Genomic DNA, 15,985 nt, shown 5'->3' with positions numbered 1-15,985 from the left:
ACTTTAAACCTAAAGTTATTTGGCGACCAAGCGGCGCAGATGTAATGCGTTGCCAAATCGCCATGGAATTCTGGGGTAGGCGAAAACCAGACCAGGACCATTCCCTCTGAACTGCCTATTGGATGGGCTGCACGTTATTGAACAAGGGCAAGGTTCAACAAGGGGCACGATCAGAACACGATTGGTCATACCCTCCATTTCATTCGGGAGATGCGAACATGGGTTATGTCACTACGCAGGACGGTGTTGAGATCTTTTACAAAGACTGGGGGCCACGCGATGCCCAAGTGATCTTTTTTCATCACGGATGGCCACTCAGTGCGGACGACTGGGATGCGCAGATGCTCTTTTTCCTGGCGAACGGCTACCGGGTCATTGCACACGACCGGCGTGGTCACGGGCGATCCAGTCAGGTCTGGGACGGGCACGACATGGATCACTATGCTGATGACGTCGCGGCCGTGGTCAACCATCTTGGGGTACAAGGCGCAGTTCATGTGGGGCACTCCACCGGCGGTGGTGAAGTCATCCATTACATTGCGCGCCACGGCGAAGACCGAGTGTCGAAGGCCGCCATAATCAGCGCCGTGCCACCCTTGATGGTTCAGACACCGAGCAATCCAGGCGGCTTGCCAAAGTCGGTTTTCGATGACTTGCAGGCACAGCTGAAGGCCAACCGCGCACAGTTCTACCATGACGTTCCAGCCGGACCTTTCTACGGTTATAACCGCCCTGGTGCAAAACCGTCTGAGGGCATCATCCGGAACTGGTGGCGACAAGGCATGATGGGCTGTGCAAAGGCTCATTATGACGGGATCGTGGCCTTTTCCCAGACCGACTTTACCGAGGATCTAAAGAGCATCACGATCCCCGTGCTGGTGATGCATGGTGATGATGACCAGATCGTGCCTTATGAAAACTCGGGGCTCTTGTCAGCCAAACTGTTGCAAAACAGCACGCTGAAAACCTACTCGGGCTTCCCGCACGGAATGCCTACGACGAACGCCGATACAATCAACGCCGATTTGCTCGCTTTCCTGCGAGGTTAGGCAACTGGGGGGGGGGTAAAAAACTGCCCCCCAGTTTCTTCGAAGCCAAAAAATCGATGCGTTGAAGATTCGACTATGTGGCTAAAAAAACTGAGCTGACCGAGTGTCCGCTTGCGACTCCCTTCGTCTATGTTTCCTGTTCCTCACTGGACTAAAAAATGGGGCTGTTAATCAATTAATTAAGGTATTTGCCCTGTTTAGGCTGCCCAGCGTAGTCCGGCGACGCTCAGCAGGATCATGCCGATCCAGACAAGTTTCCAGAACGATACCGCATCACCCATCCAATACATTCCAACGACGGCTGTGCCGGCAGCGCCGATGCCGGTCCAGACCGCATAGGCGGTTCCTACAGGCAGCACCCGCAAAGCCATCGTCAACAGGCTCAAACTGCCGGCCAATACTACGACCGTGCCGACCAGCAGCCAGGGCCTTTCAAGGCCATTGGCAGATTTCAAGCCGACCGCAAAGAAAATCTCCAGGAATCCGGCAACGATCAGCAGTAACCACGATGCGTTGTAAGTCATTCGATGAAACCTGTATGGGCAAAAAAAAGCGAGCCGGTCAAGGCTCGCCAAAGGGAGGTAAAAGGTCAGTTGGCCAACAGTTTGCCGCTGAACAGGCTGATCAGGGTTTTCACCAACAACACGGTCAGTGCCACGGTGAGAAACAGCAGAATTACAGCAGCGATTACCATCAGCACGGTGTTGTCCTGGGCATGTGCATATTTCAGCGCGGCATTGCTCAGGGCCGCGATGGGAAAGCTGATTGCCCACCACGAAGGGGCAAAGGGCACATCGCGACGGAACACTTTGAAGCCGAGCACCACGAACAGAAACAGGCCGAAGTAGAACAATACGCTGGCAAACCGGTCGATCTCGCCGAACACGTTGGTGTACGCCAGGAAACCGACTTCAAAGGGGGCAATAAGGACCATCAGCGAAGGCACCATGCCTTTGGCCAGCGTTGTCTCATGCACCAGCCGCGAAAAGATCCGGGTGAAGAAAACCAGCGCCAGCACCGCACCCACGGCGAGGGCAAACAGGTTGAACTCAGCAACCCAGGCCATGGGCATATGCGCACCGGTTACCGCGATATCGAGGGTGGCAACACCCGGAATCAACCAGGCAGGTACGGCATTCAACGAATCCTGATTGCCCGACAACAGGCGAAAAACCACGAGGCCTGCGAGCAACACCGTCAGTGCGCTGCCCAGTATCCAGAGAGCCCGTCCGAGCAATTCGTTGTGGGGCGCGGCGACTGCCGAAAGCAGCAACAGTGCAATGGTGACGGTGCCGAAAAAGTTGCTGGCGATCGGATGGTTGAACTCGGCCCTTACCGCTTCTGGATGTTTCACCCATTTGCCCAGGTAACCCAAGGTCAGCAGCACGAATACCAGGCCGGCCAGGGCGCCAATCGCTTCACCCAACACTCCGCCGACGCCGTAATACTGACCACTCAAGCGCCAAGCCAGTCCCAGACCGGCCAGGCCCATGACCGAGCCGAACAGATTGATAGGCAGGTTTTTGATGGACGTATTGCTGGTTTGCACCGATTGAGCGGCAGCGACCGTGGGGGTATATGCAGTGTTCATGGCAGTCTCCCGTTTGACTGAATTTGCTGTTGGGGCTATTTTCAGCCAAACAGACCTTGGCTGAAATAGTCATTAAGCGACGTATTCAGCCAATGATTCGACGAGGACAGACATCATGCGCATAACCCTCCTGGCCTTCCCCCGCGTGCAACTGCTGGACGTTGTCGGACCTGCCGATGTCTTCGCCGAAGCAGCCAGGCAACTGGGCAACCCACGCGCCTATCGGGTTGAAGTGATCGGCACCGGCAAAGGGATGATCAAAAGCTCAAGTGGTTTGAAGCTTGCCATCGACGACACCTTTGAAACGTATAAAGGCAAGATTGACACCTTGCTTGTCGCTGGCAGTCCACACATCGATGAAATTGCCCTGGACCCTGCATTGCAGGAATGGCTACGCCGGCAGGCGAAATCCGTACGTCGTATCGGCTCCGTCTGTAGCGGTGCTTTTTTGCTGGCCGCCGCCGGGCTACTTGACGGACGCCGTGTCACCACTCACTGGAACGCCAGCGCAAAGCTGGCCAGGGAACACCCGCAAACCCATGTCGACCCGGACAGCATCTTTATCAAGGATGGCAACATCTACACCTCGGCAGGGGTAACGGCGGGCATGGACCTAGCTTTGGCGCTGGTCGAAGAAGACCACGGCAGAGAACTGGCGCTCAGCGTTGCCCGTGAAATGGTGATGTTCTTCAAGCGGCCCGGCGGACAATCGCAGTTCAGCGCGCAACTGGCGGCACAAACCGCCGAACGCAGCGTGATCCGTGACGTGCAGGATTATGTTGTGGAACACCTGAAGGCCGACTTGAGCGTACCCATCCTGGCCGCCCGCGCCGGTATGAGCGAGCGCAACTTCGCCCGTACCTTCAAGGCCGAAGCCGGTTCAACCCCGGCCGAATTTGTCGAACTGGCGCGCATCGATGCGGCCAGACGGTTAATCGAAGACTCGGACGTATCACTCAAGCGCCTGGCCGATACAGTAGGTTATGCCAATACGGACGGGTTCAGGAGGGCATTCATGCGGCGTCTCGGGGTTGGTCCCAGTGATTATCGAAAGCGTTTTTCATCGGTGTAATGTAGAGGGGCCTCATCGCTAAATGTTGCCGCCACATCATGGGCAACCCGAAGCGTGAACTCCAGGATGGCGGCATTTAGGGCGGGTAGGGCGAGCTGATTTGGGTTGATTTTGAAACGCAGGCATCGCTGGGTGCTGCGGCCTGAAGGTTCGCTGTTTTGGTAATTCACATCACTCAATGCTCATGGGCATGCGAATGGATGGAAAGGGCACCAGGGACCTTGGTGCGTTCGAGCCCCCCACGTTCCAGCCACCGAAGGGTCTGCTCATAGGCACGCTGCAGCAAAGACTCGGTCTGGTCAAAGTTGAAAACCGAGACATCCACCGGGCACAAGGGCGGGACGATGTGCAGACTGGTGACAGTGCGGAAGTGTTCGATGTCGCTCACCAGCTGACGCATGCTCATCAGATTGACGGTGTGCAGGGCCAAGGCGACCAGTCCTCGGGGAGGTTGCGTCAGGTCGCAACTCACTCCGGTGGGGATTACCACGACGTTGGTGGCTCCCAAGGCTACGGCAGTCGAAATAGGTGTATTGCTTGCCACGCCGCCATCAACCAGAAACTGATCGGCGATTTGTACGCAGGGGAACACCAGCGGAATGGCAGCGCTGGCCAGTAACGCCTGCTCGAGTTCGCCACTGGACAGGACCGTCTCGGCACCACTGAGCAGGTTGGTGGTGACGATGTACAGGGGCAGCACCGCATCCTCAATGCGGTGAATGGGCAGTGCCTGACCCAGCAGCCGATTCAAGGCCGACGGTTGCAACAGATAGCCACGCCGTTTGATCAATCCTCTACAGGTATCGAACCAAGAGAGGGGGAAGATGTCAGTTTTACTCAGCCCGCGCCAGAATCCGGCGAGCGCCTCGACGCCATCGGAATCGGGTCTTGCGGCAAAGTAGGCACCGTTGATAGCGCCTACCGAAGCACCAATCACCATGTCAAATCGAACATTGGCTTCGACCAGGGCCCGCAACATTCCCACCTGCACCGCCCCCAAACTGCCACCGCCAGCGAATACGATTGCGGTTTTGGTCGTCATGGCGGAAGTCTCTGTGCGGAAATGTATCGAATGAGTGTAGCTGGCGGGGCGGCATGACTTCCGGCAGCCCGCCATATGCATTCAGTGCGCGACCTATGAAGCGGCGCTTGCCTCATTGGTAGAATTCAAATAGCAGGCCATCTCCCGTTCGACAACGTCGATCTCATTTAGCCCCCAGTTTGTAAGGGGCGCGGAAAGTTTGCCGGTCGACGCAAAACTCGCCGCCAGCAGACGGGTCATCAGCGTCTTTGCCAAGTCCAGTTGCTCCTGAAGCTCCTCGATTTTGGTTGACTGAGTTCCTCAGGGCGTGAAGCTGACGGTCGGCTTGGCTCAGATTCAGGTTTCGCAAGCCTGTCTCTCACCCAACCGCTCTACCAACCTTAGGGGATAACCGTCGGGATCCAGGACGATGAATTCGCGCTGGCCTACTTCTACATTGTCCGCCCGATACCAGGTGTCTTTGCATTCTCGATAGAGAGGAAATCCAACCTGATCAAGTTTTTGGATGACGGGTGCGACAGTCTCAACATCAATTTGTAGGTTATGCAATTGCCGGTAGCCGAGCATCTGAATCAACACTTCGTAAAAAACGAACAATTCGCAACGAATAAACGATTTTTACTGATGCTACATGCCCGTTAGCATGACCTCTTCCAGCCCATTTGCTTCATGCGGAGACAGCCATGCAGATGGCCATCCAATGCCGCGGTTTCGAGATTACTTCAGCAAGCGCCTGGCCTACCGCTTAAGTCACTGCGCCGCCCGAATTGGGGCGGGTGATCGTGCGGCGCTATATGAGTATCGGCCAACCTTGGATAGTTAAATGACCACCATTAGCGTCGGCCAATCTTGGATGTGGGCCGCCTTTATCGGGTTCGTCCTCGCCATGCTGGCGCTGGATCTTTTCGTCTTCGGCGGGCGCAAGGCGCATCGTGTTTCAGTACGCGAAGCGCTGGCCTGGGTCATCGCCTGGGCCAGTTTGGCGTTGGTCTTTTCCGTCCTGCTCTGGTGGTATCTGCGCAGCATGTTCGGCGCCGAAGTGGCCCAGCGTACAACGCTCGAATTCCTGACGGGCTACCTGATCGAGCAGTCGCTGTCGATCGACAACATGTTCGTTTTCGTGATGATCTTCGGCTATTTCGCCGTGCCGCCAGAGTTGCAGCGCCGCGTCCTGCTCTATGGCGTGCTCGGCGCCATCATCATGCGCGCCGGTATGATTTTCGCCGGTGTCTGGCTGGTGCAGGAGTTTGCCTGGCTGCTCTATGTCTTTGGCGCTTTCCTCCTCATCACCGGCTTCAAGATGCTGATCTTCGCCAACCAGCAGCCAGAGCTCGAAAAGAACCCTTTGCTGCGCTGGCTGCGTAGCCATCTTCGCATCACCGACGGTTTTCACGGCGAGCACTTCTTCGTGCGCCAGAACGGCCTGCGCTGGGCGACACCGATGTTCCCGGTGCTGGTACTGATCGAGGCCAGCGACCTGGTGTTCGCGGTCGACAGCATCCCGGCTATCTTCGCCGTCACCACCGACCCCTTCATCGTGTTCACCTCCAACATCTTCGCCATCATGGGCATGCGCGCACTGTATTTTCTGCTTGCCGACATGGCCTACCGTTTCCACTTGCTCAAATATGGTCTGGCCATCGTACTGGTGTTCATCGGCGGCAAGATGCTGGTCGCGCCGTGGTGGCACATGCCGATCCAATGGTCGCTGACCACGGTCGGCGGCATCATCTTGATTTCGGTACTGTTGAGCCTGACTTTGACGAAGAGCAAAACACGGGTTACGGGAGAACAATGATGAATTTGAGACAAGAACGGGCGATGGCGGCACCGACGCTAGCTGAGTGCGACAGTGATGGTCGACTGATCGGCGTAGTCATCGACCGGTTGAATCCACAACCCAAAGCAGACGGTGGCGACAGGCAAAAGTCGGCCAATAGCGGCCTACCTGAAAATCAAGCTTTCAACAAAGCATCCGCGATTGTTCCTGAAAAAGTCGTCTCTACCGGCCCGGTGAGAAAAACTGATCCCACACCATCCCATTGAACCGTTACAACTCCGCCGTCACATTCGACCTCAACGCAATTGTCTAACAAGCCACGACGAATTCCGTTAACCGCGGCGCCACAAGAGCAGGAGCCTGAACCCAGCGGGATACCACCCCCGCGCTCCCAAATTCGCAACCGGATGTGCTTTCGGTCAATGATCTGGACGAAATGCACGTTCGTCCTGAGGGGAAACAAGGGGCTGGTTTCAACTCCCGGTCCAATCGTCGCAATCTCAACGGCTGTCAGATCATCCACAAAATAGGTGCAGTGCGGATTTCCCATGCTGCAAGCTGTTGGGTGACCGGCAAGTGGCATCACTAAAGTGTCCATTTCCAAAGCCAGAGGAACATCCGACCAGCCCAAAAGTGGCTTTCCCATGTTTACAGAAATGGCGCCGGTTGAAGTTCGTTCGCAAGTCAGCAGGCCACGGTTGGTTCGCAGTGCTGCCGAAGTCATATTGGATTCACGCATCAGCATATCAGCGGCCCCGCGCGTTGCGCTGCCACAAGCGTCCAGCGTTGAGCCATCTGCATTCCAGAACATCAAACGCGCATCTGCATCATCGCAATCAAACACCACCGCGAGTTGATTGAAGCCGATTCCTCGGTTCCGATCTCCCATTAGACGAGCCATATTGCTGGTGATTGGATTCGGTGATTTTCGCGAGTCGACGATAACGAAATCATCGCCATTGGCGTGCATTTTATGAAAGCTGAGCGGCATAAATAGACCTGGCAGCAAGACATGTGATGAGTTGACGTTTTAAAGCGATCTATCCCTATTCGCATGACTTTTGCAAGCTACGTGAAAACTCATGAGGCGAACGTGTTTGGCAGACTGGACACATCGTTGTGTTTGATTCGTCACCGGCAGCTTTTGGCCGAATTAGGTCAGTTTCGACAGGCGAAGACCGACCCGATGCAGGGAGTCCCTTTCACTTTTCGAGACTCTCGGTATGGCTGACAGCTACCTGCCGCCCGCGCTCCAGGTTGACGCCGGCCAGGATCAGCAAGCCGACAACGAAATAGCTGCCGGTAATCAGCATCGCCAGGCGGTGATCGCCTCCGGACAGCCAACTGCTCAGGCCGTAAGTCATGGGGCCGAGGATTGCCGACAGTTTGACGGCTAGCCCCCAGAGGCCGAAGAACTCCGCCAGCCGCGTCGGCGGCGCGAGCAGACCGACTATCGCACGTCCGGCCGATTGGCTGGCGCCCATGCACAGACCGGCGAGGTTGGCCGCCAGCCAGAACAGCCCGGGGCCGCGCGCGACCCAGACCAGGCCGACCATGCCGAGCCAGCCCAGCAGGGTCAGCGCCAGCGTGGTGCGATGGCCGAGGCGATCCTGCAGCCAACCGAACAGCACGGCACCGATGGAGGCCGTGATATTCACCACGAAGATCAGCAACAGCGTGTCCTGGGTACTGAAGCCCATGACCTGATTGGCATAGATGGCAGCCAGGGTGATCACCGCCGAGATACCGGCCTGGTAGCAGACGGTGCAGGCAAGGAAGCGCAGCAGGTCACGATAGCGGTCGGCTTCGCGCAGTGTCTGCGCGAAGCGCGCCAGCACCGCTTGCGGGATAGGCCTGTCGCTGCTCCCTGTCTGCGGCAGGCTGCGTTCACGCAAGAACAGGAAGGTCGGTACGCTGGCCAACGCGAACAAGACCGCAGTGATCAGCATGCACACCGGCACGAACTGCGCCGCTGTCTGGCCTTGCGCCTGGGCCCAGCTGACGAAGGCCAGGCAGGCGCCCAGGCTGACCAGGCCGCCTATATAGCCAAACCCCCAGCCCCAGCCGGACACCTTGCCTAAAGCATCCGAACGGGCGAGCTGGGGCAGGAAGGCGGCAATCAGGTTCTCGCCGCTGCCGAAGCAGTAGTTGGATAGCACGATGAACAGAATCGCAACGCCGAGCTCCCCCGGCCCGGCCAACGCCAGTCCAGCGGTAAAGGTGACGCAACCGATCGTGCTGAACAGCAGCAGGCGTTTCTTGCAGGCGAACGCGTCGGCGTAGGCACCGATCAGCGGAGCGGTCAGGATGATCAGGGCGTAAGAGAGGGATATGGCGCTGGTCCAGGCCAGCGTACCCCAGGCTTCGCCCTTGGCGACCACGGCGACGAAGTAGGCGTTGAACACGGCGGTGATCACCACGGTCGTGTAGCCGGAGTTGGCGAAATCGAACATCGCCCAGGCCCAGATTTCTCGGCGTGTCACTCCGGGGGCAAGGCTGGCTGGCATGGCAGATCTCTCTGCAGGGGCTGCGTTCTTCAGAAGCCTAGCCCCGGCTCACCCATCCTGCGAGCGCTGCAGCTGATGATGGCATTCCCAGTCGCCTCCGTAGGCGCATAATGGCAGTTGGCAAGGATCTACACACACAGAGTGTTCTGTCATGAGGGGCTGCCGATGCCTCGTCCGCCTCCAGAAACCCGTGCCGTTCCCCGTTGCGATGGGGACGCGGAAAAATTGCTCGAAATTGTCCGGCGCACCGTGGTCGAGCTGCGTCCGCAAGCGGCAGAAGGTTTGCAAGTCACCTTGCACAGCGTGCTGGATCGGGATCTGGGCGTAGACAGCCTGGCTCGAGTCGAGCTCTGGTCACGTATCGAGCACGAATTCGGTGTGCGCTTGCCAGAAAACCTGTTCGCCTCGGCAGACACCCCCACCGACATACTGCGCGTGCTGCACAGCAGGCATGGCGCCGAGGCCGTACGTCCGTTGCCCTCCAGCAACTCCAGCGAGACCCTGATAGCAACGGGGCAGACGCCAGACGCCGCGCGGACCTTGATCGAGGTACTGGACTGGCATGTGCGCCAGCAGCCGCAGCATCTCCACGTGCGCCTGCTAGGTGAAAGTGACCAGCAGGAAGATATCAGCTATGGCGCCTTGCACCAGGGGGCCTTGGCCGTTGCCGCAGGGCTGCAACGCAGTGGCTTGCACGCCGGTCAGACCGTGGCCCTGATGCTGCCCACAGGTCGCGACTTTCTCCAGGGCTTTTTCGGCATTCTGTTGGCCGGTGGTGTGCCGGTGCCCATCTACCCACCGCTGCGCCTGTCGCAGATAGAGGATCATCTGCGCCGCCAGGCCGGCATTCTGCGCAACGCCGAGGCCAAAGTGCTGATTACCGTGACGCAAGCGAAGCTGCTCGCCCGGTTGCTCCAGCCGCAGGTCCCGAGCCTGACGCGCATTGCCAGCGTGGCCGAACTGACAGGCGAGGGGGGCGAGTGTGTCACACCGCCGCGGCAACCGGATGACATCGCCTTCCTGCAGTACACCTCGGGCAGTACTGGCCAGCCCAAGGGCGTGATGGTCAGCCACGCCAATCTGCTGGCCAATCTGCGCGCCATGGGGAGGGCTCTGAAGGTGGGGCCGCAAGACGTGTTCGTCAGCTGGCTGCCCATGTACCACGACATGGGATTGATCGGTGCCTGGCTGGGCAGCCTGTACTACGGCTACAGCCTGATGCTGATGTCGCCGCTGGCTTTCCTGGCACGGCCGGCGCGTTGGCTATGGGCCATCGACCGCTTCCGCGGCACGTTGTCGGCGGCGCCCAACTTTGCCTACGAACTGTGTCTGAACAAACTTGCTGACGGCGACCTCGAGGGCCTGGACCTGAGCAGTTGGCGCCTGGCCTTCAACGGTGCCGAACCGGTCAGCCCGCAGACCTTGCAGCGCTTCGCCGAACGCTTCGCTCGCTACGGCTTGGCGCCCACTGCGCTGGCGCCCGTCTATGGGTTGGCCGAGGCCACACTGGGCGTGGCCTTTCCTCCCCTCGACCGAGGACCGCTGATCGACCGGGTACAGCGCGACGCGTTCCAGGCCCGTGGCAATGCACTGCCCGTCGAAGCGGATGCCAGCGCAGCGCTGCGCTTCGTCTCCAGCGGTCGACCACTGCCGGGCCATCAGATTCGTATCGTCGATGGCAGCGGAATCGAACTGCCCGAACGCAGCGAAGGGCACCTGCAATTTCGCGGGCCGTCTACCTCGGCAGGCTACTACCGCAACCCCGAAGAGACCCGCCGGGTGCTGCGCGATGGCTGGTTCGACTCGCTCGACTTCGCCTACATGGCCGGCGGCGAGGTCTACCTGACCGGCCGCGCCAAGGACTTGATCATCCGTGCCGGGCGCAACATCTACCCCTACGATGTCGAAGCAGCGGTCGGCAATCTGCCCGGGCTGCGCAAAGGCTGCATCGCGGTGTTCGGCAGTCCGGAGCCGGCCACCGGCACCGAGCGCCTGGTGGTGTTGGCGGAAAGCTACGAGAAGGACGCTGCTGCGCGGCAACAGCTGCAGCAGGAGGTCAACCGTATCGTGTTCGACCTCACCGGTGTGGCGCCCGACGATATCGTTCTGGCGCCACCGCATAGCGTACTGAAAACCTCCAGCGGAAAGCTTCGCCGTGCTGCCAGTCGTGAACTGTATGAGCGCGGCGAAGTGGGGCGGCCGCACCTGGCCGTTTGGCGCCAGCTGCTGCGCCTGGTATTGCAGGCCTTGCGCGGGCATTTCGGTCGCGGCTGGCAGACCTGCCGCGCCGCGTTGTATGCCACTTACATCTGGCTGCTGTTCTGGCTGGTCACACCGCTGACCTGGCTGGTCGTTGCAATCCTGCCGCGCCAGCGTTGGTGTCGCAGCTTTACCCGTGCGGCCTCCCGGCTGTTTCTGCGCCTGACGGGTGTTCCGTTCAGTGTCACGGGACTCGAGCGCCTGCCTTCCTCCTCGGTGAGCGTGCTGGCCGCAAACCATGCCAGCTACCTCGATGGTGTCATTCTCAGCGCGGCCCTACCGCCGCAGTTCAGCTTCGTTGCCAAGCGCGAATTGGCTGACCAGTGGATCGCCGGCCGGTTCCTGCGCAAGCTCGGCGCCCGCTTTGTCGAACGCTTCGACCTGCAGCGCAGCGCCGCAGACACCGAACCCCTGGCCGAGGCGCTGCAGGCTGGCCAGCCCCTGGTGTTCTTTCCCGAGGGAACCTTCACCCGCGAGCCAGGATTGCGAACGTTCCACATGGGCGCCTTCGTGCTAGCTGCGCGTGCCGGCGTGCCGCTGCTGCCGGTCGCAATTTGCGGCACGCGCAAGGTGCTGCGCGACGGTCAGTGGTACCCGCGCCACGGTGCAATCCACGTCAACGTCTGTTCTCCGCTGTTGGCAGACGGGCCGGACTGGATGGAGGCAATCAAGCTGCGGGATGCGACGATAGCGGTGCTGCTAGAGCACCTGGATGAATCGGAACGAGCCCAGCGCCCAGGTTAGGCGACTACTTTGCTGCCGTCGTTTTTCCAGAGCCGTTTATAGAGTGGGCACACGTCAAAATCTAAATCCGCTGTGAGCGCCCGCTTTTGGCCGACTGCTGCCTGTCGCGAAGGGCCGGAAACCACTCAGTCACTCCGGTGCCATCATCACCACAAGCGTCATCTTGATGAATTCTTCAATCTTATCGATGGCTTCCAGGGTACCGCGTACGTTGTTAGCGACACCGGCTGACCCAAACTGCTCGACCCAGCCAGGCGCTATAGCGGAGGGCGGGCCTGCACCCGGCCCAGAGCGGTTTCATGCTCTGGGCGCACCTGCTGGAATATTTCGACACACTGCTTGAAACGGGCTTTACTGGAACAAGTCGTGCGGACTATCGAGGGCTGCATGTGCTCGGCAGCCAGTACTGGCTGGATGCCGAGTTCAAAACTACACCCGTTGTGGTTGAGGAGCAGTCCTTGCCCATGTCCCGGTTTCTCTGCGCCATGCTGTTCGCGCTGCTGCTCGTCGGCTGCGCCACCACGCGCTTGCCTCACGAATTCAGCGAGGCGATACCCGCCAGCGATTCGGCGTTCGGGCGCTCGATCCAGGCTCAGGCCGCCGAGCATGAGGGGCGCTCGGGTTTTCGCTTGCTGCCCAACAGCAGTGAAGCATTCCGGGCGCGCGCGGAGTTGATCCGCAATGCGCAGAAAACCGTCGATCTGCAGTACTACATCGTGCATAACGGTTTCAGCACTCGGGCGCTGGTGCATGAAATGCTGCTGGCAGCAGATCGCGGCGTACGGGTACGCATCTTGCTCGATGACACTGCCAGCGACGGCCAGGAAGAAGTCATCGCTACCCTGGCGGTGCACCCGAACATCCATATCCGCGTCTTCAACCCTTTGCATCTGGGGCGCAGCACCGTGGTCACTCGAACCATGGGCCGCCTGCTTGATCTTTCCCAACAACACCGACGCATGCACAACAAACTGTGGCTGGCCGACAACAGCGCAGCCATCGTCGGCGGACGCAACCTGGGGGATGAATATTTCGACGCCAGGCCCGATCTCAACTTCACCGACATGGACCTGCTGGGCATCGGCCCGGTCGCCGAGCAATTGGGACACAGCTTCGATCAGTACTGGAACAGCGCCTTGAGCCAGTCGATCAGTGACTTCCAGCTCAACAAGCCAACAGCGCAAGACTTGCTCGAAAGCCGCCAACGCCTGGAGCAATCGCTCCAGACCTCACGTATCGAGAGCAAGGCGTTGTACAACCATCTCATGACCTACCAGACTCAACCGCAACTCGAGACCTGGCGCAAGCAGCTGATCTGGGCCCATAGCAAGGCGATGTGGGACGCTCCAGGCAAGGTCCTGGCCAGCGGCGAACCGGCCCGCGCGCTATTGATGGCCACACAGCTGCGGCCTGAACTCGATAGCGTCAATAGCGAGCTGATCATGATCTCGGCCTATTTCGTCCCGCAAAAGCCGGGCATGGACTATCTCCTGGGTCGTGCCGATGCCGGCGTTGATGTTCGCCTGCTGACCAACTCACTGGAGGCCACCGATGTGCCGGCGGTGCATGGCGGCTATGCACCGTATCGCAAGACTCTGCTCGAACATGGCGTGAAACTCTATGAGCTGCGGCGCCAGCCGGACGATCCCGGTCGTAGCTCCTCGTTTGGTTTCAGTGGTGGCTCTGACTCCAGCCTGCACACCAAGGCCATGATCCTGGACAGACAGAAAGTGTTCGTCGGCTCGTACAATTTCGACCCGCGTTCAGTGTTCTGGAACACTGAAGTCGGGGTGCTGGTCGATAGTCCCGAACTGGCCGGCTACGTACGCCAACTGGCGCTTGAGGGCATGGCGCCGGCCCGGAGTTACCAGGCCCGACTGGAAAACGGCGAAATTGTCTGGCTCACCGAGGACGACGACCGCCTGCATACCTTGCGCAAGGAGCCCGGCGGCAAGTGGCGCAGCTTCAAGGCCTGGCTCAGCGACAAGATCGGCCTGGAGAAAATGCTCTAGATCGAAACCCGGAGTACACCCACTGACCTCACGCCCGCGTGTGAGCATTAAATCGGAGCGCAGAGCGCAGGGCTTGCGTCAGGCCGCCGTGCAATAGGGACTTACAAAGAAGCCTCTCGATAAGGGTGACGCGATCAAGCTGGATGTCTTCTGACGTTTTTGTCTTCACCTGCATGACTCAGGCGCCTTGCAGCAAACGGAGGGTACCTTATGCCCTTATTTTTGAGGGTAATGAATGAAACAAGGACAGGTTCTGCTGTTGGCTTTGTTGATGCTGTTTTTAACGGGGTGCACGACTACGCCGCCAAAAGACCAAGGCAATCTCTGCAGTATTTACCGTGAGTATCCCGACTGGTATGAGGACTCGCTGCAAATGCAGAGTGAATATGGGACGCCTCTGCATGTGGCCATGGCGATCATGAAGCAGGAAAGCAGTTACGTGGCGGACGCATTGCCGCCTCGTGACTACCTGCTGTGGGTGATCCCCTGGGGGCGAGTCAGTTCGGCCTACGGTTATGCGCAGGCTCAAGACCCGGTGTGGGGTGAGTACAAGGACAATACGGGCAACGGTGGTTCGCGTGACAGTTTTGACGACGCGATCATGTTTATCGGTTGGTACACCACTGGCACCCAACGTCAGCTCGGAATCTCCAAATGGGACACCTACAATCAGTACCTGGCCTATCACGAGGGGCGTGGGGGCTTTAGCCGCAATACCTATCGCAGTAAACCTTGGCTGATGCAGGTTGCCCAGAAAGTGCAAAAGCAGTCAGAGATTTACAACGCTCAACTTAAAGTGTGTCGCCAAGAGTTGGAAGATGAACGTAGCGGGTGGTTTTAACGCATTTACGAAAAAAACCCCGCACCTCCTGGGGGAGATGCGGGGCAAGGTAGTACACATGGTGAGGAAGGTCGGCCTCCTCAAATGCAGACTGGCTGTATTCGAAGCGTCCGTTAAAGGTGTCACCTGTAAACCTCACCTTGGCCAACGCCCCCTCGACGCATATTTAAAGTCGAGAGAGAGGGCGAGCGAAATCAATAATTATCAAAGACAGATTAATAAATACGGATATGACGTCGTGGATAGCCTCTCGGTGATGGCGTCGCGAGGTCAAGCCTGTTCCAAAAGAAGTCTGGCGGTGCTGATAGGCAAGGGGTGAGGTGCATTGATCCGGCCTTCCAATCTGATCACGAACGCCAAGGCCTCTGCGTAGCTGCGAAACTCAACGCACCACGCGTTCATCCATACATTCCAGCCTTCCGGTTTGCTCGCCTTCTCGATTTTTATCAGCATCCTGGAATCCCTCCATGTGGTGGTTTAGCCTGGTCTCGAACCGGGGAAAACCGAAGTGCGGTGTGTGAATGTTTGTCTGCGTGGCCTGGGTGACGACGCGGGACAAAACAGTAAATCTGCTCAGGAAAGTCAGCCTCTGCAAATGCGGTTTTGATGGCAGTCGAAGCTTTCGTCAAAAACGTCACCTGCAGGCCCTGCCATGGCTAACCCTCCTCCTGGCACATTTAAAGCCGATAGAGGGGAGTGTTTGGAAATTAATAATTATCAAAAATGGATTTACGGCGGCGGGGGGGATTCAGACGTTGGAACCGTGTTTGCGTTCGATTGGGCATTCTCTAAACCAAGGGCTTGCAAGCGAAAGCGGATGCAAGCCCTTGTTTGTTTCTACTTCATTGTTTCAATCTTGATCGTGGTTGCCTGATGCTTCAGGACGTCGGGTCTGCCTTGCGGCGATCGCTGCCGGCCGGGTTGCCGGTATCGATCAGCCTTCTTTCCAGCAGTACGTTTTCCAGGGCCTGGCGGTCTGACGGGTTCATCTGATGTTCTCGCTCCTTGAGTTCCAACAGGATCGGGGTCGACCACTGGCGGTAGGTTTGTTCAGCACTACGATTGAGTGACATGGGTTCCTCCTTGAT

14 protein-coding genes and 1 pseudogene are annotated in these 15,985 nt (G+C 58.5%); 6 read left to right on the top strand and 9 right to left on the bottom strand.

Annotated features, from left to right (window positions below):
- The first annotated feature begins 218 nt into the window (after positions 1-218).
- Complete coding sequence (locus KGA98_RS14910) at positions 219-1,049, top strand: alpha/beta fold hydrolase (RefSeq protein ID WP_090455529.1); 831 nt, start codon at positions 219-221, stop codon at positions 1,047-1,049.
- Between the two features lie 197 nt (positions 1,050-1,246).
- Here the strand turns inward: KGA98_RS14910 and KGA98_RS14905 are convergent, their stop codons facing one another.
- Both KGA98_RS14905 and KGA98_RS14900 read right to left on the bottom strand, forming a co-directional pair.
- Entirely contained in the window at positions 1,247-1,573 is a 327-nt protein-coding gene (locus KGA98_RS14905; protein ID WP_154859809.1) for a DMT family transporter, read from the bottom strand.
- A gap of 65 nt (positions 1,574-1,638) precedes the next feature.
- Entirely contained in the window at positions 1,639-2,640 is a 1,002-nt protein-coding gene (locus KGA98_RS14900) for an SLAC1 anion channel family protein (protein ID WP_223502686.1), read from the bottom strand.
- Between the two features lie 115 nt (positions 2,641-2,755).
- Between KGA98_RS14900 and KGA98_RS14895 the strand changes: the two genes are divergently transcribed.
- Positions 2,756-3,712: a GlxA family transcriptional regulator gene (locus tag KGA98_RS14895; protein ID WP_154859811.1), complete on the top strand. Its 957-nt coding sequence runs from the start codon at positions 2,756-2,758 to the stop codon at positions 3,710-3,712.
- A 175-nt stretch (positions 3,713-3,887) separates the two neighbouring features.
- Here KGA98_RS14895 and KGA98_RS14890 read toward each other — a convergent pair whose 3' ends face one another.
- The 3 genes and pseudogenes from KGA98_RS14890 to KGA98_RS14880 all read right to left on the bottom strand — a co-directional run.
- Positions 3,888-4,754 (bottom strand): patatin-like phospholipase family protein, encoded by an 867-nt coding sequence (locus KGA98_RS14890; RefSeq protein WP_223502685.1) that lies wholly within the window; start codon positions 4,752-4,754, stop codon positions 3,888-3,890.
- A 93-nt stretch (positions 4,755-4,847) separates the two neighbouring features.
- Positions 4,848-5,009 (bottom strand): hypothetical protein, encoded by a 162-nt coding sequence (locus KGA98_RS14885; protein ID WP_223502684.1) that lies wholly within the window; start codon positions 5,007-5,009, stop codon positions 4,848-4,850.
- A gap of 81 nt (positions 5,010-5,090) precedes the next feature.
- Positions 5,091-5,297, bottom strand: a pseudogene (locus KGA98_RS14880) (VOC family protein); the annotation flags it as partial.
- A gap of 280 nt (positions 5,298-5,577) precedes the next feature.
- On the opposite strand from KGA98_RS14880, the gene KGA98_RS14875 reads away from it, so the two are divergent.
- Positions 5,578-6,552, top strand: a complete 975-nt coding sequence (locus KGA98_RS14875; RefSeq protein WP_317848881.1) for a TerC family protein — start codon at positions 5,578-5,580, stop codon at positions 6,550-6,552.
- Between the two features lie 157 nt (positions 6,553-6,709).
- On the opposite strand, the gene dapF is transcribed toward KGA98_RS14875, so the two are convergent.
- Positions 6,710-7,525, bottom strand: a complete 816-nt coding sequence (gene dapF / locus KGA98_RS14870; RefSeq protein ID WP_223502683.1) for a diaminopimelate epimerase — start codon at positions 7,523-7,525, stop codon at positions 6,710-6,712.
- Between the two features lie 211 nt (positions 7,526-7,736).
- Positions 7,737-9,041: an MFS transporter gene (locus KGA98_RS14865; protein WP_223502682.1), complete on the bottom strand. Its 1,305-nt coding sequence runs from the start codon at positions 9,039-9,041 to the stop codon at positions 7,737-7,739.
- 165 nt (positions 9,042-9,206) lie between these two features.
- Here KGA98_RS14865 and KGA98_RS14860 point away from each other — a divergent pair, with 165 nt between their 5' ends.
- The 3 genes from KGA98_RS14860 to KGA98_RS14850 all read left to right on the top strand — a co-directional run bounded on the left by KGA98_RS14860 (position 9,207) and on the right by KGA98_RS14850 (position 14,897).
- Positions 9,207-12,044, top strand: a complete 2,838-nt coding sequence (locus KGA98_RS14860) for an AMP-binding protein (RefSeq protein WP_223502681.1) — start codon at positions 9,207-9,209, stop codon at positions 12,042-12,044.
- A 464-nt stretch (positions 12,045-12,508) separates the two neighbouring features.
- Positions 12,509-14,056 carry a phospholipase D family protein gene (locus KGA98_RS14855; protein ID WP_223502707.1) on the top strand — a complete coding sequence of 516 codons (1,548 nt, stop codon included), beginning with the start codon at positions 12,509-12,511 and terminating at the stop codon, positions 14,054-14,056.
- Positions 14,057-14,291: 235 nt separating this feature from the next.
- Positions 14,292-14,897: a hypothetical protein gene (locus KGA98_RS14850; RefSeq protein ID WP_218498170.1), complete on the top strand. Its 606-nt coding sequence runs from the start codon at positions 14,292-14,294 to the stop codon at positions 14,895-14,897.
- Between the two features lie 270 nt (positions 14,898-15,167).
- Here the strand turns inward: KGA98_RS14850 and KGA98_RS14845 are convergent, their stop codons facing one another.
- Positions 15,168-15,350 carry a hypothetical protein gene (locus tag KGA98_RS14845; protein WP_057714641.1) on the bottom strand — a complete coding sequence of 61 codons (183 nt, stop codon included), beginning with the start codon at positions 15,348-15,350 and terminating at the stop codon, positions 15,168-15,170.
- A 425-nt stretch (positions 15,351-15,775) separates the two neighbouring features.
- Positions 15,776-15,970: a hypothetical protein gene (locus KGA98_RS14840; protein WP_090455493.1), complete on the bottom strand. Its 195-nt coding sequence runs from the start codon at positions 15,968-15,970 to the stop codon at positions 15,776-15,778.
- Between the last annotated feature and the right edge of the window lie 15 nt (positions 15,971-15,985).

Source organism: Pseudomonas sp. BF-R-24, assembly GCF_019947335.1.
GTDB classification, from domain to species: Bacteria; Pseudomonadota; Gammaproteobacteria; order Pseudomonadales; family Pseudomonadaceae; genus Aquipseudomonas; species Aquipseudomonas jessenii.
The sequence above is the reverse complement of the archived record's forward strand: the minus strand, read 5'-3'. Positions and strand labels throughout refer to the sequence as shown.